The sequence below is a fragment of the Streptomyces sp. URMC 127 genome (assembly GCF_051386535.1).
Lineage (GTDB): Bacteria > Actinomycetota > Actinomycetes > Streptomycetales > Streptomycetaceae > Streptomyces.
In genome coordinates, this window is record NZ_JBPQTW010000117.1 from 1 (window position 1) to 21,500 (window position 21,500).

At 73.0% G+C, this 21,500-nt stretch carries 19 protein-coding genes, 1 pseudogene and 1 riboswitch; of the genes and pseudogenes, 15 read left to right on the forward strand and 5 right to left on the reverse strand.

Annotated features, from left to right (window positions below; all coding sequences use genetic code 11):
• Positions 1-103 precede the first annotated feature (103 nt).
• Positions 104-2,458: a chitinase C-terminal domain-containing protein gene (locus ACSNOH_RS21910; RefSeq protein ID WP_436723133.1), complete on the reverse strand. Its 2,355-nt coding sequence runs from the start codon at positions 2,456-2,458 to the stop codon at positions 104-106.
• A gap of 424 nt (positions 2,459-2,882) precedes the next feature.
• Positions 2,883-3,013: riboswitch (FMN riboswitch) on the forward strand.
• A gap of 162 nt (positions 3,014-3,175) precedes the next feature.
• Here ACSNOH_RS21910 and ribD point away from each other — a divergent pair.
• The 15 genes from ribD to ACSNOH_RS21985 all read left to right on the forward strand — a co-directional run bounded on the left by ribD (position 3,176) and on the right by ACSNOH_RS21985 (position 17,055).
• Positions 3,176-4,291: a bifunctional diaminohydroxyphosphoribosylaminopyrimidine deaminase/5-amino-6-(5-phosphoribosylamino)uracil reductase RibD gene (gene ribD, locus ACSNOH_RS21915; protein WP_436723116.1), complete on the forward strand. Its 1,116-nt coding sequence runs from the start codon at positions 3,176-3,178 to the stop codon at positions 4,289-4,291.
• Positions 4,292-4,293: 2 nt separating this feature from the next.
• On the forward strand, positions 4,294-4,911 hold the full coding sequence (locus tag ACSNOH_RS21920) for a riboflavin synthase (protein WP_436723117.1): 618 nt from the start codon (positions 4,294-4,296) through the stop codon (positions 4,909-4,911).
• Positions 4,908-5,558, forward strand: coding sequence for a nicotinamide mononucleotide transporter family protein (locus ACSNOH_RS21925; RefSeq protein ID WP_436723118.1), 651 nt, complete (start codon positions 4,908-4,910; stop codon positions 5,556-5,558). The genes ACSNOH_RS21920 and ACSNOH_RS21925 overlap by 4 nt, the downstream gene beginning before the upstream one ends.
• Positions 5,555-6,871 carry a bifunctional 3,4-dihydroxy-2-butanone-4-phosphate synthase/GTP cyclohydrolase II gene (locus tag ACSNOH_RS21930; protein WP_436723119.1) on the forward strand — a complete coding sequence of 439 codons (1,317 nt, stop codon included), beginning with the start codon at positions 5,555-5,557 and terminating at the stop codon, positions 6,869-6,871. The genes ACSNOH_RS21925 and ACSNOH_RS21930 overlap by 4 nt, the downstream gene beginning before the upstream one ends.
• Positions 6,872-6,899: 28 nt before the next feature.
• Complete coding sequence (gene ribH / locus ACSNOH_RS21935) at positions 6,900-7,385, forward strand: 6,7-dimethyl-8-ribityllumazine synthase (RefSeq protein ID WP_436723120.1); 486 nt, start codon at positions 6,900-6,902, stop codon at positions 7,383-7,385.
• Between the two features lie 34 nt (positions 7,386-7,419).
• The gene (locus ACSNOH_RS21940; protein ID WP_436723121.1) at positions 7,420-7,689 is read left to right on the forward strand and encodes a phosphoribosyl-ATP diphosphatase; all 270 of its coding nucleotides are present in this window, start codon (positions 7,420-7,422) and stop codon (positions 7,687-7,689) included.
• Between the two features lie 75 nt (positions 7,690-7,764).
• Positions 7,765-8,613, forward strand: a complete 849-nt coding sequence (gene hisG / locus ACSNOH_RS21945; protein WP_436723122.1) for an ATP phosphoribosyltransferase — start codon at positions 7,765-7,767, stop codon at positions 8,611-8,613.
• A gap of 41 nt (positions 8,614-8,654) precedes the next feature.
• Entirely contained in the window at positions 8,655-9,119 is a 465-nt protein-coding gene (locus ACSNOH_RS21950) for a PH domain-containing protein (RefSeq protein WP_436723123.1), read from the forward strand.
• Positions 9,120-9,359: 240 nt separating this feature from the next.
• Positions 9,360-10,697 carry a hemolysin family protein gene (locus ACSNOH_RS21955; RefSeq protein WP_436723124.1) on the forward strand — a complete coding sequence of 446 codons (1,338 nt, stop codon included), beginning with the start codon at positions 9,360-9,362 and terminating at the stop codon, positions 10,695-10,697.
• Positions 10,694-11,797 (forward strand): hemolysin family protein, encoded by a 1,104-nt coding sequence (locus ACSNOH_RS21960; RefSeq protein ID WP_436723125.1) that lies wholly within the window; start codon positions 10,694-10,696, stop codon positions 11,795-11,797. The genes ACSNOH_RS21955 and ACSNOH_RS21960 overlap by 4 nt, the downstream gene beginning before the upstream one ends.
• Before the next feature lie 121 nt (positions 11,798-11,918).
• Positions 11,919-12,224, forward strand: coding sequence for a CU044_2847 family protein (locus ACSNOH_RS21965; RefSeq protein ID WP_436723126.1), 306 nt, complete (start codon positions 11,919-11,921; stop codon positions 12,222-12,224).
• A 10-nt stretch (positions 12,225-12,234) separates the two neighbouring features.
• Positions 12,235-13,143, forward strand: a complete 909-nt coding sequence (locus ACSNOH_RS21970; protein WP_436723127.1) for a S1 family peptidase — start codon at positions 12,235-12,237, stop codon at positions 13,141-13,143.
• Between the two features lie 104 nt (positions 13,144-13,247).
• Positions 13,248-15,542: a tetratricopeptide repeat protein gene (locus ACSNOH_RS21975; RefSeq protein WP_436723128.1), complete on the forward strand. Its 2,295-nt coding sequence runs from the start codon at positions 13,248-13,250 to the stop codon at positions 15,540-15,542.
• Complete coding sequence (locus ACSNOH_RS21980) at positions 15,539-16,366, forward strand: polysaccharide deacetylase family protein (protein WP_436723129.1); 828 nt, start codon at positions 15,539-15,541, stop codon at positions 16,364-16,366. The genes ACSNOH_RS21975 and ACSNOH_RS21980 overlap by 4 nt, the downstream gene beginning before the upstream one ends.
• Positions 16,363-17,055: a DUF5995 family protein gene (locus ACSNOH_RS21985; RefSeq protein ID WP_436723130.1), complete on the forward strand. Its 693-nt coding sequence runs from the start codon at positions 16,363-16,365 to the stop codon at positions 17,053-17,055. Before ACSNOH_RS21980 ends, ACSNOH_RS21985 begins: the two co-directional genes overlap by 4 nt.
• Before the next feature lie 101 nt (positions 17,056-17,156).
• On the opposite strand, the pseudogene ACSNOH_RS21990 reads toward ACSNOH_RS21985, so the two are convergent.
• The 4 genes and pseudogenes from ACSNOH_RS21990 to ACSNOH_RS22005 all read right to left on the reverse strand — a co-directional run.
• Positions 17,157-18,746 (reverse strand): annotated as a pseudogene (locus ACSNOH_RS21990) (flavin monoamine oxidase family protein); the annotation flags it as partial.
• Between the two features lie 13 nt (positions 18,747-18,759).
• Positions 18,760-19,575, reverse strand: coding sequence for a carbon-nitrogen hydrolase family protein (locus ACSNOH_RS21995; RefSeq protein WP_436723131.1), 816 nt, complete (start codon positions 19,573-19,575; stop codon positions 18,760-18,762).
• 376 nt (positions 19,576-19,951) lie between these two features.
• The gene (locus ACSNOH_RS22000; RefSeq protein WP_436723132.1) at positions 19,952-20,905 is read right to left on the reverse strand and encodes a LysR family transcriptional regulator; all 954 of its coding nucleotides are present in this window, start codon (positions 20,903-20,905) and stop codon (positions 19,952-19,954) included.
• Positions 20,906-20,912: 7 nt separating this feature from the next.
• Entirely contained in the window at positions 20,913-21,368 is a 456-nt protein-coding gene (locus ACSNOH_RS22005) for an Lrp/AsnC family transcriptional regulator (protein WP_030365350.1), read from the reverse strand.
• Positions 21,369-21,500 lie beyond the last annotated feature (132 nt).

A 21,500-nucleotide genomic window follows, 5' to 3' on the forward strand; every position in this document is an offset into this window, starting at 1 on the left:
CGAGCGGGACCCGGGCCGTACCGACGACGGCCGGCTGCGCCGCGCACGGTTCGCCGTGGCCGCGGTCTTCGCCGTGCCGGGGGGCCAGGTGTCAGCCGGGGTGTCAGCAGGCGCCCTGGTCCTGCCAGACCCCCCATTCGCCGGTGGTGCCGGGCTCGTCGCCCTGGGTCCACCACTTGGCCTTCCAGGTGCGGGACTTCCAGGAGACGGTGGCGCCGCCGTTGTAGACGGCCGCCTTGTCCCACGGGGTGGCGGTGCAGGTGCCGCCGGTCGGCTTGCCCGTGGGGGTGCCGGTCGGCGTGCCCGTCGGGGTGGGGGTGGTGCCGCCGGGGTCGGTGACGGTCGTGCCGCGGGCCAGGTCGCCGGCGAGGGCGTACGTCTTCCCGCCGAAGGTCACGCTCCAGTTCGAGGGGGTCGCGGCGGGCAGGTAGTAGACGTAGTCGAGGTCGGCCGAGGCGCCGGGGGCGAGCGGCTGGGAGGCCGGGAGCTTCACGGAGACCCGGTTGTAGTCGCCCTTGAGCCCGCCGGTGTTGTTGCCGGCGGTGTGGTCGCTGCGGATGACCTTGAGGCCCCAGCCGGACTGGTCCTTGGCGTTTCCGGGGGCGGAGTTGCCGTAGTCGAACTGGAACTCCGTGCCGCCGGGGAGGGTCGCCTTGGTCCGGTTGACGATGTGGATCTTCGGGTTGATGGGGTAGTTGCTGTCGCCGAGCGGGAAGCCGGTGAGGCTGATGTCGATGTCGAGGGCCTGTGCGGGCAGGTCGGTGGTCGCGCGCCGGGCCCCGTAGGCGGGTGCCGAGCGGAACGCGTCGTCCATCGCGGTGGTGAGGGTGCTGCCGGGCTCGTACTGGCCCTTGGCGGCGTTCCAGCCGTAGTCGCCGGCGAGCTCCCAGATCATGGTGCCGCCGAGGCCCTTGTCGACGACGTACTGCGCCTTGGCCTTGACGGACTGTTCGTCCTCGGTGGAGAGGAAGACCTTCTTCTCGGCGTTCCAGAGCCAGGGCGCGGTGAGCGTGGCGTCGTAGTTGCGGGCGTAGGTGCCGGTGAGCCTGGTGCCGGCCGGGAAGCCGTACTTGACGGCGTAGTCCCCGACGACGCCCTTCTCCAGGTTCTTCGCGTGCCACATCGGGTTGGAGCCGGCCGGGGACTCCTTGCCGTCGTCGTCCTTGTCGTGCCAGAGGTTGTCGATGCCCACGGCGCCGTCGCCGCAGGTGGTGAGGCCGGAGCCGGCCGGGCAGGAGGTGGTCTTCGCGGTGCCCCACAGGCCGTTCGTGCCGCCGGTGACGTTCTTCCAGCCGCGCGTGTAGTACGGCAGGCCGAGGTTGATGCGGCCGGGCGGGAGGGCGCCGCGGAAGTAGTGGTACGCCCAGTCGCCGTTGAGGTAGCCGATTCCGCCGTACTGGGGGGTGGTGTAGACGCCCCATTTGGCGAGTTCGGCGTCCTTTCCGTCGTCGTAGAGCGCGGCGTTCGGCCCGACGAATTCGTTCCAGGCGCCGTGCAGGTCGTACGACATCACGTTCACGTAGTCCAGGTACCGCGTGGCCTGGTAGGTCTCCATGCCGCGCAGCAGATATCCGGAGGAGGGGGCGGCGACGGAGAGGAGGTAGTGCTTTCCGTCGGCCGCGCCGGCCCGGTCGAGCTTTTCGCGGAGCGTTTTCATGAGGGCCGCGTAGCCCTTGTTGAGTCCGCCGCGCCGGGCGTTGGCGAGCGCCCAGTCCTTGGGGTTCCCGGCGTCCTTCATCGACGTCGGGTATTCGTAGTCGATGTCGACGCCGTTGAACCCGTATGTCCGGAGGAAGGAGACGGCCGAGTCGGCGAAGGTGTCGATGCCGGTCTGGTTGACCGATCCGTCGGCGTTCGTGGCCGTCTTGTAGAAGCCCCCGGAGTCGACGCGCTTGCCGTTCTCGTCGATGTAGCCGCCGGTCTCGGCCCAGCCGCCCACGGAAATGAGGGTCTTCACCTGCGGGTGCTGCTTCTTGTACTTGTTCAGCAGGTTGAAGTGGCCTTTGTAGGGCAGGTCCGGGTCCGTTTCGGCACCGGGGACGCCCGGCCAGGTCATGCCGGTCGCGGGGTTGCCCGGGCCGTCGGCGCCGACGGAGATCCTGTCGTCGGGGCCGACGTGCGCGAAGGCGTAGTTGAGGTGGGTGACCTTGTCCCAGGGGATGTCGGGGACGAGGTAGGCGGGGGTGCCGTCCTTGCCGGTGCGCCAGCCCGTGAAGTAGCCGATGACCCGGCGCTGGTGGCCGGCGCCCATCTTCTCGCGGCCGGCGGAGTCGTAGACCGAACAGTAGGGGACGTCGACGCCGGGAGTGGCGTAGAGGCCGTCGGGGCGGCAGGAGGCGTGATCCTCGGCGTGCGAGGTCGCGGCTGTGACGGTGCCGGTCAGCAGCCCGGCCAGGGCCGTGCCGGCGGCGGCGAAGGTGATCCCGCGGCGGGTGCGGGAGCCGGTACGGGAGCCGATGCGGGAATCGGTGCGGGATCTCGCCCGGGACCGCAGCTCCCGGGACGGCGTCTCTCTGAAAAAGCCGAACAACACGATCAGGTCCTCCAGTGGGGGCCCGGCGCGGCCGGGCGGCGGGGGGTGTGTGCGTCGTGCTGTGGCCCGCCGGTGTGCGCCCACCGCCGGGCCGTACTCCTCGGAGGTGTGGCAGAGGTTAAGAGGACTAGACCAGTGCGTCAATAGGTATGGACCAAGTCCGGAAAACGGAGCTGGAGGCTCCATCGCGGCGGCCCCGCGGGCCCTGCCACGACCGGTGCGCAGTGCGTCACATCTCCGTGGACACCGCGCCGCCGCCGGGCGTACGCTCGACCCGTCGACCAGCGGTTTTGAGAAGCCGCCGGCCGGCCGCATGTAGCATGACCTGAACTGAGAACAGTAAGAAACGCAGCGCACTCCGGGGTCGGTGAAAGTCCGAACCGGCGGTTACAGTCCGCGACCCGTCCGCAGCCAGCGGCCGGTTGACCAGGTGAAATTCCTGGACCGACGGTTAAAGTCCGGATGGGAGGCAGTGCGCGGCGGGCACGCATCGGCACACCGTCGCAGGCGGCCGCCCTTCCCGGGCGCCCCTCTCGTACGGCTCCGCGAGGGGCCGTGGTGTCCCCCGGTGTGGTGTACCCGCTTTCTCGTCGTCCCGTACGACAGCCCCGGAGTCCGTGCCCGAAGAGGCAGGAGGACCCGGTGGCCACCGCGACCGAAGCAGACGCGATGCGACGCGCCGTTGCGCTCGCCGCTCGCGCCCTTGGCGCGACGAGCCCCAATCCCGTCGTCGGCTGCGTGATCCTCAGCCCCGCGGGCACCGTCCTGGGCGAGGGCTGGCACCGCCGCGCCGGCGGCCCGCACGCCGAGGCCGAGGCGCTCGCCGCGGCCTCCGCCGCGGGCCACGACGTGCGCGGCGGCACCGCCGTCGTCACCCTCGAACCCTGCAACCACACCGGCCGCACGGGCCCCTGCGCTCAGGCCCTGATCGACGCCGGCATCAGCCGCGTCGTCTACGCCGTCGCCGACCCCACCGACACCGCCACCGGCGGCGCCGCCACCCTGGCCGCCGCCGGCATCAGCACGGAAGGCGGCCTCCTCGCGGACGAGGCCGCCGCGGGCAACGCCGCCTGGCTCACCTCGGTCCGCCGCGGGCGCCCCTTCGTGCTGTGGAAGTACGCCGCCACGCTCGACGGGCGCAGCGCGGCGGCCGACGGCACCAGCCGCTGGATCACCTCGGCCGCCTCGCGCGCCGACGTCCACCGGCTGCGCGCCGAGGCCGACGCGGTCGTGGCCGGCTCCGGCACCCTGCGCGCCGACGACCCGCACCTCGCCGTCCGCGACCGCGACGGGGCGGTGCAGCCGCTGCGCGTCGTCGTCGACACCCACGCCTCCGTACGGCCCGGCGCGCGCGTCCTCGACGACGCGGCGCCGACCCTGATCGCCGTCGGCGAGGACGCGGACACCGGCCACCTGCCGGGCGTGGACGTCGTCCGCCTCCCCCGTGCCGCCTCCGGCCGCGGGCTCGACGTGCACGCGCTGCTCGCCGAGCTCTACGGCCGCGGGGTCCGTTCCGTCCTGCTGGAGGGCGGCCCCGCCCTCGCCGGCTCGTTCCTCGCCGCCGGCGCCGTCGACCGCGTCGTCGGCTATCTCGCTCCCGCGCTGCTCGGCGCCGGCCCCGCCGCCCTCGGCGACGCCGGCGTGGGCACCATCGCCGCGGCCCTGCGCCTGGAGGTGACCGACGTCGCCCGGCTCGGTCCCGACCTGCGCGTCACCGCAGTCCCCACCGCTTCCGCCACCGCCCCTGAGGAGAACTGACAGTGTTCACCGGAATCGTCGAAGAACTGGGCGAGGTCGTCTCCGTCGAGAACCTCGGCGACAGCTCCCTGTTCCGGCTCCGCGGCCCGATCGTCACCGAGGGCGCCAAGCACGGCGACTCGATCGCCGTCAACGGCGTGTGCCTCACCGTCGTGGAAACCGCCGGCGGCGAGTTCACCGCGGACGTGATGGCCGAGTCCCTCAAGCGCTCCAGCCTCGGCGCCCTCGTCCCCGGCTCGCGCGTCAACCTGGAGCGCCCCATGGCGCTCGGCGGGCGCCTCGGCGGCCACCTGGTCCAGGGCCACGTCGACGGCACGGGCACCGTGCTGGAGCGGATCCCCGGCGAGCACTGGGAGATCGTGAAGATCGGCCTGCCGGAGGAGCTCTCCCGCTACGTCGTCGACAAGGGCTCCATCACCGTCGACGGCATCAGCCTCACCGTGGTCGAGGCCGGGAGCGACTTCTTCACCGTCAGCCTCATCCCCACCACCCTCGAACTGACGACGCTCGGCATCAAGCAGCCCGGCGACCTCGTCAACCTGGAGGTCGACGTCCTCGCCAAGTACGTCGAGCGGCTGCTCGGCGGCGGCGCCGGCCAGGCCGGGGGGCCCGTCGCATGAGCGCCCTGACCTGGCTCACCACCGAGGCGTTCAGCGTCTTCGGACAGCACGTCATCTGGTCCGACCTGATCGGCAACAGCATCGGGCTCGTCGCCCTCGCCCTCGGCTGGCGGCGCTCCATATGGACCTGGCCGGCGCAGTTCCTCTCGGGCGTCATCCTCGTCGCCGCGTACCTCTCGGCGCAGCTGAGCGGCGGGGTCGGCAAGCAGCTCCTCGTCATCGGCGTCGCCGCGTGGGGCTGGCGGCAGTGGCACCGCGGCAGGCAGGAGGCGCAGGACGGCTCCGTCGCCGTCCGCTTCGCGACCTGGCGCGAGCGCGGGGCGCTGCTGGCCGGCACGGCGCTCGGCACGCTCGCCGTCGGCAGCCTGTTCACGGCCGTGCCGGAGCTGTCCTGGAACCCCTGGCCGGACGCGTACATCTTCGTCGGCACGCTCGCGGCGATGGTCGCCCAGGCCCGCGGGCTGATCGAGTTCTGGGTGGCCTGGCTGCTGGTCGACGTCGTGGGCGTCCCGCTCGCCTTCAGCAGCGGTCTCGCCTTCTCCGGCCTGGTCTACGTCTTCTACCTCGCCCTCGTCCTGTGGGGCATGCGCGACTGGTGGCTGCGCTCCCGCACGAGCACCGCCGCCTTGGAAGGAGCAGCAGCATGACCGTCCTCGACACCTTCGCCCCCGTCGGCGAGTTCGTCCTCGACTCCGTCGAGCGGGCCGTGGCCGACATCGCCGCCGGCCGGCCCGTCGTCGTCGTGGACGACGAGAACCGGGAGAACGAGGGCGACCTCGTCGTCGCCGCGGAGAAGGTCACCACCGAGATCGTCGCCTTCATGATGAGCGAGTGCCGCGGGCTGATCTGCGTACCGCTGGAGGAGGACGACACCCGGCGCCTCGACCTGCCGCAGATGGTCGCGGACAACACCGAGTCGATGCGGACCGCCTTCACCGTCTCCGTCGACGCCTCCCCCGCGCACGGCACGGACACGGGCATCTCGGCCGCCGACCGGGCGACGACCATCCGGCTGCTCGCCGACCCGGCCGCCGTCCCGGGCGACTTCGTCCGCCCGGGTCACGTCTTCCCGCTGCGCGCCCGGCCCGGCGGCGTCCTCGCCCGCAACGGCCACACCGAGGCCGGGGTCGACCTCGCCCGGATGGCGGGCCTGCGGCCCGCCGCCGCGATCGTGGAGATCGCCGGTGAGGACGGGGCGATGCTGCGGCTGCCCGAGCTGATCCCGTTCGCCCGCAAGCACGGCCTCGCGATCATCTCCATCGAGGACCTGATCGCCCACCGCCGCGCGACGGAAGCGGCCGCCGCCGAGGCGCCCGCGGCTCCCGCCGCGCCCGGTGTGCGCCGCGAGGCCGTCACCCGGCTGCCGACCGCCTTCGGCGACTTCCGCGCCCACGGCTACCGCTCGACGGCCGACGGCGTGGAGCACATCGCCCTGGTGGCCGGTGACCTCGGCGACGGCGAGGACGTGCTCGTGCGCGTCCACTCCGAGTGCCTCACGGGCGACGTGTTCGGCTCGCTGCGCTGCGACTGCGGCCCGCAGCTGCAGGCGTCCATGGAGCGCGTCGCCGCCGAGGGCGGCGTGGTCCTCTACCTGCGCGGCCACGAGGGCCGCGGCATCGGCCTGCTGCCGAAGCTGCGCGCCTACGAGCTGCAGGAGGACGGCCGCGACACGCTGGACGCCAACCTGGAGCTGGGCCTGCCCGCGGACGGCCGGGACTACGCGGCCGGCGCGCAGATCCTCGCCGACCTCGGCGTCCGCTCGCTGCGGCTGATGACCAACAACCCCGACAAGAGCGCGGCCCTGGTCCGCCACGGACTCGCCGTCACCGGCCGCGAGCCCGTGCCCGTCCAGGCCGGGGAGCACAATCTGCGGTACCTGCGCACGAAGCGGGACCGCATGGGCCACGACCTGCCCTGGCTGGACGGCGCGCACGCCTCCGCCTGCAGCACCAACCAGTGATCACCCCACCGACCGAGGAGACGAGAACGTGAGCGGCAAGGGCGCCCCCGAGCTGAGTGTGAAGAACTGCCAGGACCTGCGGGTGGCCGTGATCGCCGCGCAGTGGCACGAGAAGGTCATGGACGGCCTGGTCGACGGCGCGCTGCGCGCGCTGCACGACCTCGGCATCGACGAGCCCACGCTGCTGCGGGTGCCCGGCAGCTGGGAGCTGCCCGTCGCCGCCAAGGCCCTCGCGGGCCGCGGCTACGACGCGATCGTCGCCCTCGGCGTCGTCATCCGCGGCGGCACGCCCCACTTCGACTACGTGTGCCAGGGCGTCACCCAGGGCCTCACCCAGGTGGCCGTGGAGACCGGGGTCCCGGTGGGCTTCGGCGTCCTCACGTGCGACGACGACGCGCAGGCCCTGGACCGGGCCGGACTGGAGGGCTCGAACGAGGACAAGGGGCACGAGGCCGTGACCGCCGCGGTCGCGACGGCGGTGCTCCTGCGCTCGGTGTCGGAGCCCTGGCACTGACAGCGGGGGCGGACCCCGTAGGGTAGGACGCACCATGTCCAAGAAGACGTTCGAGGAGCTCTTCGCCGAGCTCCAGCAGAAGGCCACCGGCGACCCCGCCGTCTCCCGCACCGCCGAGCTGGTGGGCAAGGGCGTCCATGCCATCGGCAAGAAGGTGGTCGAGGAGGCCGCCGAGGTGTGGATGGCCGCCGAGTACGAGGGCGCCGAGGCCACCGCCGAGGAGATCTCCCAGCTGCTGTACCACGTTCAGGTGATGATGGTCGCCCGCGGGATCTCCCTGGACGACGTCTACGCCCACCTCTGAGCAGCCCCACCGCACGACCGCACCACCCCGCAACATCCCCAGCACCGTCCTCAACGCACGAAGGAAACCGACCTCATGCTGCGCATCGCCGTTCCCAACAAGGGTTCTCTCTCCGAGCCTGCGTCGGCGATGCTCCATGAGGCCGGCTACCGCCAGCGCAAGGACCGCAGGGAGCTCGTGCTGGTCGACTCGGCCAACGACGTCGAGTTCTTCTTCCTCCGCCCCCGCGACATCGCCGTCTACGTGGGCTCCGGCAAGCTCGACATCGGCATCACCGGCCGTGACCTGCTGCTGGACTCGGGCTCGCAGGCCGAGGAGATCATGCAGCTCGGCTTCGCCGGGTCCACGTTCCGCTACGCCACCCGCCCGGGCACGGCGAAGGACGTCAGCGAGTTCGGCGGCATGACGGTGGCCACGTCCTTCGCCGGCCTGGTCACCAAGCACCTCGCGGACAACGGCGTGGACGCCGCCGTCGTCCACCTCGACGGCGCGGTCGAGACGGCCATCCAGCTCGGCGTCGCCGAGATCATCGCGGACGTCGTGGAGACCGGCACCACCCTGCGCAACGCCGGCCTGGAGATCATCGGCGAGCCGATCCTGGAGTCCGAGGCCGTCGTCATCCGCCGCGCCGGCGCGCCGGGCGACGACCCGAAGGTCCAGCAGTTCCTCCGCCGCATGCAGGGCGTCCTCGTCGCCCGCCGCTACGTGATGATGGACTACGACATCCGCGTCGAGCACGTCGAGCGCGCCGTCGCCCTCACCCCCGGCCTGGAGTCGCCGACCGTCTCCCCGCTGCACCACGAGGGCTGGGTCGCGGTCCGCTCCATGGTCCCGTCCAGCGACGCCCAGCGCATCATGGACGAGCTGTACGCCCTGGGCGCCCGCGCCATCCTCACCACCAACATCCACGCCTGCCGCCTCTGACCGGCCCGGCCCGTACCCCTCCAGCGAGAGCACTCAGCGACGTGTCCACGCCCGCATCCCCGTCCGGCGCGCCCGCGCTTCCGGTCACCTTCCGCCCGACCCTCACCCGGGTCGTGCTGATGAGCCTGGGCACCGCCCTGCTCGCCGTCCTCACGGCGGTGTCCTTCCTGCTCGACACGGCGACGGCCGGGGACCGGGCCTCCTTCATCGGCACCGGCCTGCTGGTGTTCGCCTTCCTCGCGCTGCTCAGCCGGCCCAAGGTGGTCGCCGCGCAGGACGGGGTGACGGTGGTGAACCTGACCACCAAGCGGCGCCTCGCGTGGGCGCAGATCGTCCGGGTCACCCTGCGCCCGGGCGACGCGTGGGTCCACCTCGACCTGGCCGACGGCACGAGCCTGCCCGCCATGGGCATCCAGCCCGGCATCGCCAAGGACCAGGCCATCGCCAACGCCCGGGCGCTGCGGGCCCTGGTGGAGGAGCACGGCACGGGGCGCTCCGGCACCTGACCGCCGTCCGTCCGGCGCCCGTCCGCCACCTGTCCGGCGGCGGGCGGGGCCCGGCGGTGAATGCGCTTCCTTGATTACTCTGGTGCCACGGGCACATACGTGCCCCGTCCCGCACGAGGAACCGGCCGTGGCACCCGAACGGCCCGCGGGACACCTGCGACCCGAGGAGTGACTCCCTCCGGCAATGGACGGATCGTCCTGTAGTACCCGCGCCGCCGCCCACCCCGTGGAGGCGGCGGCATGAGCGTCACCGTGTCCCTGCTGCTGCTCGCGGCAGCCCTCCTCCTCATCCTGGCGAACGGCTTCTTCGTCGCCGCCGAGTTCGGCCTGGTGACCGTCGAGAAGCCGGAGGCCGAACGGGCCGCGGCCGGCGGCGACCGCCGGGCCCGCACCGTCGTCGCCTCCCTGCGCGAGCTCTCCTTCCAGCTCTCCGGGACCCAACTCGGCATCACCATCACCTCCTTGGTGGTCGGCATGCTGGCCGAGCCGGCCCTGGGGCACCTGCTCACCGGGCCGCTCGCCGCCACGGGCCTGCCCGGCGGAGCCGCGCCCGGCGTGGCGGTCGTGACCGGCATGCTGGTGGCGTCGGCGGTGCAGATGGTCATCGGCGAGCTGGTGCCCAAGAACTGGGCGGTCTCCCGGCCCCTGCAGGTCGCGCGGTTCGTCGCCGGCCCGCAGCACGCCTTCGCCCACCTCTTCCGGCCCGTGATCACCCTGCTGAACGCGGTCGCCAACCGGCTCGTCCGGGCGCTCGGCGTCGAACCCGCCGAGGAGCTGGCCTCGGCCCGCACCCCCGGCGAACTCGTCTCCCTGGCCCGGCACTCGGCGCGCGCCGGCGCCCTGGAACAGGACACCGCGGACCTGTTCGTCCGCACCCTCTCCCTGGGCGACCTCACCGCGCAGCACGTGATGACGCCCCGCGTGAAGGTCAGCGCCCTGCAGTCCTCGGCGACCGCCGAGGACGTCCTCAACCTCACCCGTGCCACGGGGCTCTCGCGCTTCCCGGTCTACCGGGAGCGCCTGGACGACATCGTCGGCATGGTGCACCTCAAGGCCGCCCTGGCCGTCCCGTCCGGCGAGCGGCTGCGCACGCCGGTCGGGCGGATCGCCGTCCCTCCGGTGCTCGTGCCGGAGACGCTGCCGGTGCAGCCGCTGCTGGAGCGGCTGCGCAGCGAGCAGCCGATCGCCGTGGTCGTCGACGAGTACGGCGGCACGGCGGGCGTGGTGACCCTGGAGGACATCGTCGAGGAGCTCGTCGGCGAGGTCCGCGACGAGCACGACGACGAGGACGCCGACCGGCCGGGCCTCGTACCCGTGGCGTGCGAGGACGGGCGGACGGCGTGGGAGGCCGACGGCGGCTGCCGGGTCGACGCCCTGCTCCGCATGGGCCTGGAGGCGCCGGACGGGCCGTACGAGACCGTCGCGGGCCTCGTCGCGGACCTGCTGGGCCGCATCCCGGCGGCGGGCGACACCGCCGAGCTGCCCGGATGGCGGATCTCGGTGCGCCGGGTGGCCCACCACCGGGCCGAGCGGGTGCGCTTCGTGCGCACCTCCGCGGGCAGGGGTGAGGCGCGATGAGCGTGCTGCAACTCCTCTTCGCGGCGCTGCTGGTGCTCGCCAACGGCTTCTTCGTGGGCGCCGAGTTCGCGCTGGTGTCCGTGCGCCGCAGCCAGATCGAGCCGAAGGCGGCCGAGGGCTCGGCGCGCGCCCGTACGGTCCTCACCGGCCTGGAGAACCTGCCGCAGATGATGGCCGCCGCGCAGTTCGGCATCACCGTCTGCTCGCTGACGCTCGGCGCGGTCGCCGAGCCGACGGTTGCGGCGCTGCTGGAGCCGGTGTTCGAGGCGGTGCGGATGCCCGCGGGGCTCATCCACCCGCTGGGGTACGTCATCGCGCTCGCGGTCGTGGTCTTCCTGCACCTGGTGATCGGCGAGATGGTGCCGAAGAACCTGGCCATGTCGGCGCCCGACCGGGCGGCGCTGTGGCTGGGGCCGGGGCTGGTGGCGTTCGCCCGGGTGTGCAAGCCGGTCACGCGGCTGCTGGGCGCGTGCGCGCACGGCGTGCTGCGGCTCTTCCGCGTCGAGCCCAAGGACGAGGTGGAGGCCGTCTTCACCAGCGAGCAGCTGACGCACCTGGTGGCGGACTCGCGCCAGGCGGGTCTGCTGGAGCAGGCCGAGCAGGAGCGCCTGGAGGACGCGCTGGAGCTGGGCAGCCGCCCGGTCACCGACGTCCTCCTCGACCCGGCCTCGCTGGTCACGGTCGATCCGTCCGTCACGCCCCGCCAGATCGAGGAGCTGACGGTGCGGACCGGCTACTCCCGCTTCCCGGTGTGCGCGCCGGGCGGCGCGGTCATGGGCTACCTGCACGTCAAGGACGTCCTGGACCTGGAGGGCCGCGAGCGTGCGGTGCCCCAGCGGGTCTGGCGCCGGATCGAGACCGTCCGGGCCGAACTCCCGCTGGACGACGCCCTGTCGGTCATGCGCCGGGCCGCCGCCCACATGGCCGCGGTCACGGACGCGTCGGGCCGGATGCTGGGCCTGGTGGCCCTGGAGGACGTCCTGGAGAAACTCGTCGGCGAGGTGCGGGACCCGGCGCACCGGGAAGTCCCGGCGGCGCAGCCGGCGCGCGTGGCGGACCCCCGCGGCTCCCGCGAGCGCACCGAGGTGCTGGCGAGCTGAGCGGGCCCGTACCCCCGGGCACTCCCCCGATTCCCCTGCCGCGCGGGCCACGCGTGGCTACGCTGAAACCGCCGCCGCGTCACGGCCGGTGAAGCTCATGGAGGAATCGGGGGAGTCGCCCATGCCCGAGCCGTTGGTCCGTGTGGAGACGGTGGAGCTGGACGGGCAGGGATCCCGGCAGATCAGCAGCCGGGTGCGCCGCACGTCCTCGCTGGAGGAGCGGTCGGAGGAACTGCAGCAGGCGATCGCCTCCGCCTCCGCGATCGCCCAGGGCTCCCTGGACCGGCTGCAGGAGCGCGACGGCTGGCGGGTCGGCAGCCTGCAGGTCACCTTCGGGGTGACGCTCGCGGCCGAGGCCGGGGTGATCCTCTCGAAGGCGTCCGCGGAGGCGTCCTTCGAAGTGACGCTGACGGTGGAACGCGCCTGAGGGGCCTGCGGTGCCCGGATCCGGTTACGCGGTCGACCTGTTCCAGGCGGACAGGTCGCTGGGCGCGGGGCTCCTGCTCACGCGGTGCTTCGTGCTGACGGCGAATCACTGCCTGCGGTACCTGAGAGGTGACGAGGAGCGCGTCAGCGTGCACCTCGGCGACGGCACCGCGGTCGGAGGGCGGGTCTGCCGGCGCGTCGAAGAGGCCGACCTCGCCCTCATCGAGGTCCTCGAACCGGAGCTGGTGCCGCCGGCCCTGCCCGTCGGAGACCTCCCCCGCCGCGGCGACCGCTGGCGCGGACTGCACCGGCCTTCGCTGAGCGACCCCCACCTGAGCGGGCACGTGGACGAGCACTCCGTCGACTACACGTGCGTGGGCGGCGGGCGCATCCAGGCCATCCAGCTCCTGGCGGAGCAGACCCTGGGCGACTACTCGGGCTACTCGGGCGGGCCGGTCGAGCGGGAGAGCACGTTCGCGTACGAACCGGCCCTGCTCGGCGTCCTGATCGAGCAGTACCCGGACCGGCAGGCACCCGAGCGGGCGGCGAACGTGCTGTTCGCCGTGCCGCTCCGGGAGGTGATGAACCGCTTCCCCCACTTCCGTACGGACCACCTGCTGCGAGCGCTGGAGCCGCCGGCGAGCAGGGCGGAAGGGGCGGGACGAGAGGAAGAGCAGTCCGCTACGAGAGGGGTGGTGGCTGCGCCGCCGGTGGCGGTTCCGGTGGCCGGCGCTCCGGCTTCCGAGGCGGCACCCGCTCCCGTCTCCGTCGACGCGGCGGTCGCCAAGGGCGAGGCGCTGCTGAGCGCGCTCAAGGAGTGGTCGGAGCGGGGCCTCATCGATCCGGGGCAGGTCGCCGGGTTGCAGGTGCATGTCGCGAAGAACGTCATCGATTTGGCGCTGGGGGGTGAGGCGACGTGACGGATGCGCTGCGGGAGGCGATCGCGCGGGCGGAGGATGCCTTGACCGGCCGGATTGATGCGCATGCGGTGCCTGAGGTGGCTAAAAAGGCCATGGTCCGCAGCTTGAGGCATCCCGGCACCGTCGAGGACGTCTGCTACCTGTCGGCGCTGCTCCTCGCGCTGGGGTGGCACCGGATCGCCTTCGGGATTCTCGACACCGCTGTGCTCGGCGTCTCCACCTCCCCGGCTCTCGGCAGCTCCGCCAAGGCCGAGGCGCTGAACAAGCTGGCGGCGAGAATGGTCGACCTGGGTGAGCTGGGAAGGGCGCGTCGCGCCCTGGAGACCGCCCGGAGGTGCGACGCCGAGCAGCACGTACAAGCCGAGACGCTCGCGAACCTCGCCGCCGTCCACGCCCGGGCCGGTGACTTCGAGAAGGCCGAGAGCGTCGTCGGGCTCGCGCGGCTCGCACTCGACGGGCATGACGACCACGAGGTGCGCCGCCTGCTCAGCTCCGTCGACCTGGCGCTCGCCCGCTGGAGCAACGACCCCGTGCAACTGAGCCGAGTGGCCGAAGACGTGCGCGAGGCCGACCGGGAGTGGCGCGGCGCGCCGGAGTCACAGCGCTCTGCGGAGATTTCGGCGCTCGTCCTCCGGGCGGCCGTGGAGTTCGAATGGGCGCGGTCGCTGAACGCCCGGGAGCGCATGGCGCAGGTCACCGACGTACTGGCCACTGTGGCGGCGCGGGCCGCCGCCGAACTGGGCGCCCACCACCCGCAGACCGTGACCGCCGTGATCGACCTGGCCTGCGCCGAGTTCGAGACGGCGCGGCGAGCGGAAGACGTGTCACGGCTGGAGCACGCGGTGCGGGCGCTGGAGGAGGCGGCGGTACGGGCCTCGGCGTGCTTCGGTGACCGCCACCCCCTCACGATCACCGCGCTGACGAACCATGCGTGCGCCGAACTCGACCTGGCGAGGGCCACGGAGTCGCCCGGTCAGCTGGAGCGTGCCGCGCGGGCCCTCAACGCGGCTGATCGCGTCACCACGGCCGGAGTCGGGGCGGAGCATCCCACCGCTCTGCTGCTGAAGGGGGCTTTGAAGGCATGCCGCCGTATGCAGGGCTCCGACGGCGTCCCGATCGGCTACGGATCCCAGCTCACCCTGGTGCGCACGGCCGTCGGCGACGAGTGGCATCCCCGCGAGGAGCTCATGTCGCCGGACGTGGCGTCCCGGGTGCTGAGTGCGCCGCAGCATCCCGCCATCGGCTCGCAGGAGCTGCTCGCTCTCCTTGAGGAAAGCCACGAACTCGCGCTCCATCTCGGGCAACAGGGCTTGTGGAGCGCGGCACTCGGCACGCACCGGCGCGTCGCGGCAGCCCGCGAGGGAGTGCTCGGCCCGGACCACCCCGACACGCTGGCGAGCCGCTACGAGGTCGCCTTCGCCTTGTCCAGGCTGGGCCGTCATGCCGACGCACTGGGTTTCTTCGGGCAGGTCGCCGGCGCCCGCGCCCGGGTGCTCGGTCCCGAACACCCCGACAGCCTCGCCGCCCGCCAGGAGATGGGGTACGTCCTCGGGCGGCTCGGGCGGCACTTCGAGGCCTACCAGGTGTACACGGAGGTGCTAGGCGCCCGGGAGCGCACGATGGGCGCCGAGCACCCCGACACGCTGCGCTGCCGCCACAACCTCGCCTTCAGCCTCGGCCGGCTGGGACGCTGGGAGGAGGCGTACCGCATGGCGTGCGAGGTGGCCGAGGCCCGGTCCCGCAGGCTCGGCGTGGAGCATCCCGACACCCTGACCACGCTGTACGAGACCGCCTACGCCCTGGGGCAGCTCGGCCGGTGGGAGGAGGCCCTGTCGACGTACCGCGACGTGTCCGGCGCCCGCGTCCGGGCGCTGGGCCCCGATCACCCCGACACGCTCGCCGCCCGCTACGAGGTGGGCATCTGCCTCGGTCGCCTGGGACGCAGCGCGCAGGCCCTCGAGGTCTACTACGCCCTCGTTGAGGACCGTACACGCGTCCAAGGCCCTGACGATCCGGAGACCTTACGGGCCCGGCACGGCCGCTGCGTCAACCTCGGCCGGCTCGGCCGGTGGGAGGAAGCCCTGACCGAGGCGCGTGCGGTGTGTGCCGACCGGGAACGCGTCCTCGGCCCGGACCACCCCGACACACTCGTCAGTCACCGGGAGATCGCCGTGGCCCTGGGCTGGCTGGGCCGGTGGGAGGAAGCGCTGGACTCGTACCGGCAGGTGGCGGAGGGCCGCGAGGAGGCCCTCGGCCCTGCTCATCCGGACACGCTCGCCAGCCTCAACGACGAGGCCCACTGCCTGGAACAGCTCGGCCGCGGGGACGAGGCCGTCGTGCTGTACCGCCGGGCGGCCGAACGTGCCGCCGGCCGCCCCCGCGGCGTTGACGGGGCATGAGACCACTCACCGCATCCGCTGCCCTCAAGGCTCTGCTCGTCACGCTGCTCCTCGCCCCGGCCCTCGCTCTCGCCGCTCTCCCCTCCCGCGCCGCCGCCCCCTCCCCCGTCTCCGATCTCTTCGGCAAAGAGGTCAGGCTCCTGCCGACCGAACGCCCCGTCGTCGCGCTGACGTTCAACGCCGCGTGGGACGAGGCCTGGATCGGGGACGTCCTGGCGACGCTCCGGCGGGAGAAGGTGCCCGCGGCGTTCTTTCCCACCGGGGACTTCGCCGACCGGCACCCCCGCGCCGTACGGGCCATGGCGGAGGGCGGGTTCGGGCTCGGCAACCATTCGTACAGTCACCCGCACTTCGAGCGGCTGGACCCGGGAGAGGCGGCTGCGGAGGTGCTGCGCGCGGACCGGGCGATCCGGCGGGCCGGGGGCGTGGAGCCGCTGCCGTTCTTCCGCTTCCCCTACAGCGAGGCGCCCCCGCAGCAGATCGCGGTGGTCAACTCGCTGGGATTCGCGGACCTCGAATTCACCACCGACACCAAGGGCTACGTCGGTGCCTCGCGCGGGATGACGGCCGGTGAGGCCGTCCGGCGGGCGCTGGAGGCGCTGAGGCCGGGCGCCGTCATCCAGATGCACGTGGGCAGCGACGACGGTGGCCCGGTCCTCGACGCGGAGGCGCTTCCGCGGATCATCGCAGGTGCGCGGGCGCGGGGGTACGGCTTCGCCGACCTGCGCGCATATGCCGGGAGGTCCTGCCCGTTCATCCGTTCCGGTCAACTACCGCACGCGACCCCCTACTCTGCGTATCCACATGTCACTCTGTGTGCATGACGCTGACTTGGGCGAAGCCCGCGGCGCCGGCCGGGATCGAGGACGTGCTGGCGCAGATGCGGATGCTGGACGGGGCACTCCCCCCGCGGGACGGGGTGCATGTCTTCAACCGCGTGTATCTGTCGGTCACGCAGCGGGTCGCGGAGCAGGCGGAGGCCGGCGGGTTCCGGGAGGGCGCGGCGGCCACGGAGCTCGTCGTGCGGTTCGCGGCGCGGTATCTGGCCGCCGTCGACCACGTGGCGGCGGGCCGCCGGCCGCCGGCGTGCTGGCGGCCGCTGTTCCAGCTGCGCGGCCACCCGGCCGTCCGGCCGCTGCAGTTCGCACTCGCGGGAATCAACGCCCACATCGGGCACGACCTCGCGCTGGCCCTCGTCGACACCTGCCGGTCGCTGCGCGTCCAGCCGTACGTGCTGGAGGCGGACTTCGACCGGGTCGGTGCCCTGCTGGTGGCCATGGAGGAGCGGATCCGGGAGGACCTCATGCCCGGCCCGGATCTGCTGGACGTCGCCGATCCGCTGACGCACCTGGCGGGTTCGTGGTCGCTGCAGGCGGCGCGGCGCGGGGCGTGGGCATCGTTCCGCGCGCTGTGGGCGGTGCGCGGGCTGCCCGACGTGGCCGAGGAGCTGACCGGACGGATCGACGCGAGCGTCGGGCTGGTCGGGCGCTGCCTGCTCACGCCCTTGGGGTGAGGCCCCCGGCTGGGGGGCCGGGGGCCTCGGTCAGGGGAGGCCCGGAAGTCCGGGCGGGAAATCCGGGCCGGGCGTCCGGGAAGACCGGACGGAGGAGGGGCTCAGTCCTCCGGGAGCTCGACGGGCGCGAGCTCGTCGTAGCGGTCGCCGGGACCGGGGTTCGACGGGTCGGTCGCGCCGCCGAACTGGTGCATGACGCCCCACACGGCGTTGAGCGCGGTCTGCACGGCGCCCTCGGCCCAGCCGGCCGTCCAGGAGATGTCGTCGCCGGCGAGGAAGAGCCCGCGCTTGTCCTCCGGCAGGCGGTCCTGCATGAAGTGGGTGAACAGGCGGCGCTGGTAGCGGTAGTGGCCCGGCAGGTTCGCCTTGAACGCGCCCATGAAGTAGGGCTCGTTCTCCCAGGAGACGGTGACCGGGTTGCCGATGATGTGCTTCCGGATGTCGACCTTGGGGTAGATCTCGCCGAGCGACTTGAGCATGACCTCCAGGCGCTCGTTCGCCGACAGCGGCAGCCACTTGAGGCTGTCGTCGCACCAGGTGTAGGAGAGGCAGATGACGGCCGGCTTGTCCGGACCGTCGTCCAGGAGGTAGGTGCCGCGCGTCATCCGGTCGGTGAGCGTCATCGACATGACGTCCCGGCCCGTCTCCTCGTCCTTGTCCAGCCAGAACGGCCGGTCCACCGGCACGAACAGCTTGGAGGACTCCATGTAGTGCGTGCGCTCCATCGCCGTCCAGTGGTCGATGGGGAACAGCGAGTCGTCACAGGCGATCTTCGACAGCAGCATCCACGACTGGGCGGTGAAGACCGCCGCCTTGTACGTGCGGATGTCGCCGGTCTCGTCGGTGACCGTGATGCCGTTGCCGGCCGTGCGGTGCAGGCGCGTCACGGCCGGGCGCGGGTCGCCGCCGTGCAGCGAGGACAGCGAGGTGCCCGGCGCCCAGTGGACCATCTTCTGCGGCTCGCGCTCCCACAGCCGTAGCGGGAGCTGCTGGCTGCCGCCGACGATGCCGCGGTGGTGGTCGTCCGCCTCCGTGTAGACGACCCGCAGGATCTCCAGGATGGAGTTGGGGAAGTCGGTGTCCCAGCCGCCCGTGCCGAAGCCGACCTGGCCGAAGATCTCGCGGTGCCGGAAGGACTTGAACGCCTCCGACTCGCACAGGAAGCCGTAGAAGGTCTGGTTGTCGAGCTTCTCGACCAGCTTCGCCCAGATCTCCCGGATGCGCGGCACGTCGCGCTCGCGCAGGGCGCGGTTCATGTCGGAGAAGTCCGCGCCCTCCTCCAGGCAGGCGCTCCACGCGTCGGCGACCTCGCGGTAGACCGGCGGCAGGTCGTCGATGGTCTGCGCGTAGTGCGACTCGCCCTTGAGGTCGACGACGGTGGACGGGGTGGCGGGCGCGAGCGGGTTGGGGAACGGCTTGGTCTCCAGGCCGACCAGGTCGATGTAGTGCTGCAGCGCCGTGGAGCTCGGCGGGAAGCGCATCGCGCCCATCTCGGCGGTCAGCGACGGGTCGCAGCCCTCGAAGCCGACGGTGCGCAGCCGGCCGCCGATCTTGTCGGCCTCGTAGACGACGGGCTTGAGGCCCATCTTCATCAGCTCGTAGGCGGTGATGATGCCCGACAGGCCGCCGCCGATGACGGCGACCTCGGTGCCGTGCTCGGTCGCCGGTATCTGGCCGATGCCCGCGGGGTGGGGTCGGGACCGGTCAGGCTCGGGCGAGCGAGGTGTACAGCTGCGGCCGCCGGTCGCTCAGGTAGGTGTTCTCGGCGCGCGAGGCCTTCAGCAGCGCCGGGTCGACGTCGGCGGTGATGAGGTCCTCGCCGTGACCGGCCCGGGCCCTGACGGTCCCGTCGGGGGCGGCGAGGCAGCTGAGGCCGGCGAAGGAGAACTCCCCTTCGTCGCCACAGCGGTTGGCGTAGGCGATGTACAGCTGGCTCTCCCACGCGCGCACCGGGACCACGCTCTGCGGCACGATCTCGTACGGGCGCATCAGCGCGGTGGGCGCGAGCAGCAGCTCGGTGCCGGCCAGGGCGTGGGCCCGCACGGGCTCCGGGAACTCGACGTCGTAGCAGATCAGCAGGCCGAGGCGGAGGCCCGCGAAGTCCGCCTGGACGACGGCGTCGGTGCCGGGCCGGAAGTGGGCCGTCTCGTACGCGCCGAAGAGGTGGGTCTTGCGGTAGTTCGCGAGCCGGGCGCCGTCGGGGGAGATCAGCTGCAGGGCGTTGTAGACGACGGCCGGGTCGTCCGCGTCGCGCTCGGGGTAGCCGTAGGCGACGGCCAGGCCGTGCTCGGCGGCGATGCGGGCGACGGCGCGGGCGCCGGGGCCGTCGGCGGTCTCGGCGCGGTCGGCGACGGCCGGGCCGAGGGCGTAGCCGGTGAGGAACAGCTCGCTGGTGAGCAGCAGCCGGGCTCCCGCGGCGGCGGCCCGGCGGGCGGCGGCGTCGAGGGCGGCGAGGCTGTCCGAGGCGGAGGAGGGGACACCGGCGGGGCCCTGGTACAGCGCGATACGCGGCGGCGTCATGCGGCCTCACTTCACCTGGTCGGAGGGGGCTAACGAGTGCCCCTGCGAGGGGCGTGCGTTAAGACGCCTTGACGGTACGGTCCGCCGTCCGGGCCGGACAAGGCGCGTCCATTGCGTGCGGGTGAGTGATTCGTTGCGCCTTTCCGGGGTTTCGGCGCGATTCGTTGCGCGGACCCTACCGGGGGGTACGGCGGGTCCGGCCCTGAGGCGTGTTCGGCACCGCCGGACTGCGCCGTGGGGGTTGATCGCCGTCGCGGCGGATGATGAAGGGCGAGGCCCTTCACGGTGCGGGTCGCACCCGCTTCCCCGCCGCAGCAGCGAGCGACCACCGCGGCGCGGCCCGGCGGTGCCGGACCCACCGTGCGCCCTGGTGGGCTCAGCCCGTCGCCCGCACCGTGTCGCGGACGACGTCCCGCAGCCAGCGGTGTCCGTTGTCCTCCTCGTGGCGGGGGTGCCAGGCCATGGAGAAGTGCAGGAGCGGCAGGTCCAGGGGAACCTCGAAGGTCACGAGTCCGAGGGCCTCCGCGGCCGGCCGGGCGACCCGCTCCGCGGTGAGGCCGACGGCGTCGCTGCCCGCGATGACGAAGAGGGCCGAGGCGAACGTGGGCGCGGTGCCGGCGATCCGGCGGCGCAGGCCGTGCGCGGCGAGGGCCTCGTCGACGGGCCCGGACAGGCGGCCGCGCCGGGTGTCCAGGAGATGGCCCGCAGCGGCGAACCGGCGCAAGGTGACGGGCCCGTCGAGGAGCGGGTGGCCGGCCCGGACGACGCCGACCATGCGGTCCGTCAGGAGCGGTTCGACGCGGATCTCGGGTTCGCTGCGGTCGATGACGCCGATCTCCAGGTCGAGGGCGCCGTCGCGCAGGGAGGGCACGCCCGTGGCGCCCTCGGCGAGGAAGCGGAGGGTGACGCCGGGGGCCTCGCGGGCGGTGCGGGCGAGGAGCGGGGCGCCGAAGGCCATCACCTGGCTGTCGTGGGCGCTGAGGGTGAAGGTGCGCTCCAGCGCGGCCGGGTCGCAGGGCGCCGAGGCGGTGAAGAGGGCGCGGGCGTCGGCGAGGACGCGCCGCACCTCGCCCCGCATGGCCAGGGCGCGCGGGGTGGGCACCATGCGGCGCCCGGCCCGGACGAGCACGGGGTCGCCGAGGGCGCGCCGGATGCGGCCGAGGGTGCGGCTCATGGCGGGGCCGGACAGGCCGAGGCGGTCGGCGGCGGCCGTGACGCTCTCCTCGTCGAGCAGGGCGTCGAGGGCCACGAGCAGGTTCAGGTCGGCCTTGGCCGGCCAGCCGGCCGGGGCTATCGGTGCGGGCCGGTCGCCGGCCCCCTCCTTGCGCACGGCCGGGTCAGGAGGGCGCGCCGGAGCTGAAGCGGCGCAGCAGCGGCGAGAGCACGAGCACCGACTTGGTGCGCTCGACGAACGGCTCCCCCGCGATGCGCTCCAGCACCCGCTCGAAGTGGCGCATGTCGGAGGCGAAGACCTGCACGAGGGCGTCCGCCTCGCCGGTGACGGTGGACGCCGAGGCGACCTCCGGGTAGCGCGAGAGGCCGCGGTGGATGGCCTCCGGCGAGGTGTTGCGGCGGCAGTAGATCTCGATGAAGCCCTCGGTCTCCCAGCCGAGCGCCGCGGGGTCCACGCGGACGGTGAAACCGGTGATGGCACCCTCGGCGCGCAGCCTGTCCACGCGCCGCTTCACGGCCGGCGCGGACAGGCCGACCTCCGCGCCGATGTCGGCGTAGGAGCGCCTGGCGTCCTCGGCCAGGGCATGCACGATGCGTTCGTCGAGCTCGTTCAATCGCACGGCGGGTGGATCACTTTTCTACGGGTAACCAGCTGCTGCTACAAGCAGTAGATCACGTCCCCGGGCGTGTTCCCGCCCCGGACGCAGCGGCACCGCCCCCCGCCGGCCGGGGGGGGGGGGGGGGCGGCGCCC

What these genes read in the sequence shown, in the direction of transcription:
- ACSNOH_RS21925 (WP_436723118.1), top strand. Translation starts at nt 4,908, where the DNA reads ATGAGCGCCCTGACCTGGCTCACCACCGAGGCGTTCAGCGTCTTCGGA.
- ACSNOH_RS21930 (WP_436723119.1), top strand. Translation starts at nt 5,555, where the DNA reads ATGACCGTCCTCGACACCTTCGCCCCCGTCGGCGAGTTCGTCCTCGAC.
- ACSNOH_RS21940 (WP_436723121.1), top strand. Translation starts at nt 7,420, where the DNA reads ATGTCCAAGAAGACGTTCGAGGAGCTCTTCGCCGAGCTCCAGCAGAAG.
- hisG (WP_436723122.1), top strand. Translation starts at nt 7,765, where the DNA reads ATGCTGCGCATCGCCGTTCCCAACAAGGGTTCTCTCTCCGAGCCTGCG.
- ACSNOH_RS21955 (WP_436723124.1), top strand. Translation starts at nt 9,360, where the DNA reads ATGAGCGTCACCGTGTCCCTGCTGCTGCTCGCGGCAGCCCTCCTCCTC.
- ACSNOH_RS21960 (WP_436723125.1), top strand. Translation starts at nt 10,694, where the DNA reads ATGAGCGTGCTGCAACTCCTCTTCGCGGCGCTGCTGGTGCTCGCCAAC.
- ACSNOH_RS21965 (WP_436723126.1), top strand. Translation starts at nt 11,919, where the DNA reads ATGCCCGAGCCGTTGGTCCGTGTGGAGACGGTGGAGCTGGACGGGCAG.
- ACSNOH_RS21980 (WP_436723129.1), top strand. Translation starts at nt 15,539, where the DNA reads ATGAGACCACTCACCGCATCCGCTGCCCTCAAGGCTCTGCTCGTCACG.
- ACSNOH_RS21985 (WP_436723130.1), top strand. Translation starts at nt 16,363, where the DNA reads ATGACGCTGACTTGGGCGAAGCCCGCGGCGCCGGCCGGGATCGAGGAC.
- ACSNOH_RS21995 (WP_436723131.1), bottom strand. Translation starts at nt 19,575, where the DNA reads ATGACGCCGCCGCGTATCGCGCTGTACCAGGGCCCCGCCGGTGTCCCC.